The 1730-nt window shown below is 71.0% G+C and carries 2 protein-coding genes; both read right to left on the bottom strand.

Annotated features, from left to right (window positions below):
* Positions 1-54: 54 nt before the first annotated feature.
* Complete coding sequence (locus CA983_RS43345) at positions 55-507, bottom strand: hypothetical protein (RefSeq protein WP_143645822.1); 453 nt, start codon at positions 505-507, stop codon at positions 55-57.
* 5 nt (positions 508-512) lie between these two features.
* On the bottom strand, positions 513-1352 hold the full coding sequence (locus CA983_RS43350; protein WP_158101943.1) for a glycoside hydrolase family 16 protein: 840 nt from the start codon (positions 1350-1352) through the stop codon (positions 513-515).
* Between the last annotated feature and the right edge of the window lie 378 nt (positions 1353-1730).

The following is a 1730-nucleotide window of genomic DNA, read 5'->3' on the forward strand; positions in this document are numbered from 1 at the left end:
GTACGCTCCCCGGCTCCGGGGGCAGGGGAGGGCCGGGTTCGTACGTGGGGTAGGTCATGTCGTGGTCACCCCCGGAGCCGGGGAGCGTACCGAGAAGTACCGGCGGCCCGTCTCGCCGCTCACCGTCCACAGGGCCGCCAGGTCCGCGAACGCGATCAGGAACGCCGGGAGGCTGGGTGCCCCCGCGACCAGCGAGCCGAGGGCGGCGATGACCATCCCCAGGGCCGCGAACGACAGGCAGACGATGAGCACCACACGGACCCAGAGGCGGCGGCCCCGCGCCAGGACGACGCAGGCGACCTGGAGTGCCGCCAGGCCCCAGCAGAACAGCGCCAGGAACCAGGCCACGGCCATCGGCATCAGCAGGTCCTGCCCGTGGTCCAGCTTGCTCTGGTTCTCGTCGATGACCGCCCAGCCGCCGAAGACGGTGCCGAGCGCGTGTCCGCCGGCCAGGACGAGGACGAAGATCAGGGATTTCGGCATGCGCGTCGTCGTGGAGTCCGGCATCGCGGTCACCTCACGCTCTCGTCGTCCGGCAGGTCGTAGACCCGCGCCCAGTCCACTTCGTAGACGGCGCTCTGGAGGCCGTCCCCGTGGAAGTTGTCGAGCTGGATGGTCTGGTGCATCGACGGTGCGCACTGGATGCAGTCCCGATCCGCGTTCGCGCCGCCGGAGAAGCGGAACCACTCCTCGCCGTCGAGGAAGCCGCGCAGATGATCCGGGGTCCACTCGACGGCCACGTTGTGCCACTGCGACAGGTCCACACCGCACTTGCGGGCGTGCTCCTGCTGTACGGGCACGTCCTCCGGGTGCGGGTAGTGCAGGAACGCCTCGGCGCACTGCTCGCCGGGGGCGCCGTTCTCCAGGTAGTCGTACTCGCCGTCCTCGGGGTGCCGGTTCGAGTCCGGCCAGAGGATCAGTAGCGGGTGGTACTGCCGGCCGTTGTCGGGGGCGGTGGCCCGGGAGCGTACGCGGGCCTCCCACCTGCCGTACTTCTGGCCGTACCGCGAGGCGAGCCAGCCGGTGTTGCCGTCCGCCTCGCCGGTCATACGCAGGACTCCGCCGATGACGCGGGTGTTGGCGTCGCAGCGGCGGCCGTTGTCGCTGTGTCCCGGCCAGCACTTGCCGGGACCGCCGCCCGCCAGACGCCACTTGGCGCTGTCCGGTACGGCGGGGTCGGCCTCGGAGCCGTAGCCGAACTCGTCCGACCACGCGGGGAGCGGGTCGCCCCAGCCGTACCGCTGTGCCGCCGTTGATGCCGAGTGGGGTGCCGTCGTCGCCGTGAGCGTCACGGTGAGCGCCGCCGCGCCCAGCCCCACGGCGAGGTGCCGGGTGCGATGTCGTCGATACATGGCTCTCCTCCAGCCTGTCGCGGGTGTGTGCGGACGCGGGGCGGTCCGAGCCCTCGGACGCGGGGCGGCCCGAACCTTCGGATGCGGGGCGGCCCGAACCCTCCCCTCGCAGGGTTCGGACCGCCGCCTCATGGCCGTTCCGCCTCATGGCCGTCCCGGCCACGTCCTTCGGCCATTCGACCGCCGTGCGGCGTTGTTCGGCTGGCCCCTCACCAGCACCGAACAACCCCGGGGCACGAAGCGGACCGAGGGGCTAGCTTGATCTTTAACCTGTGCGGCGGGGTCGTGGGGTCGTTGTCTTCTTGGTTCGTTGTTTCGCAGTGCCTGATTTGCGGACTGTGTGCACGTCGTGGCGTGGGGTGGGCCGGGTGTTCTTGC

The organism is Streptomyces swartbergensis (assembly GCF_002148965.1).
Classification (GTDB): Bacteria; Actinomycetota; Actinomycetes; order Streptomycetales; family Streptomycetaceae; genus Streptomyces; species Streptomyces swartbergensis.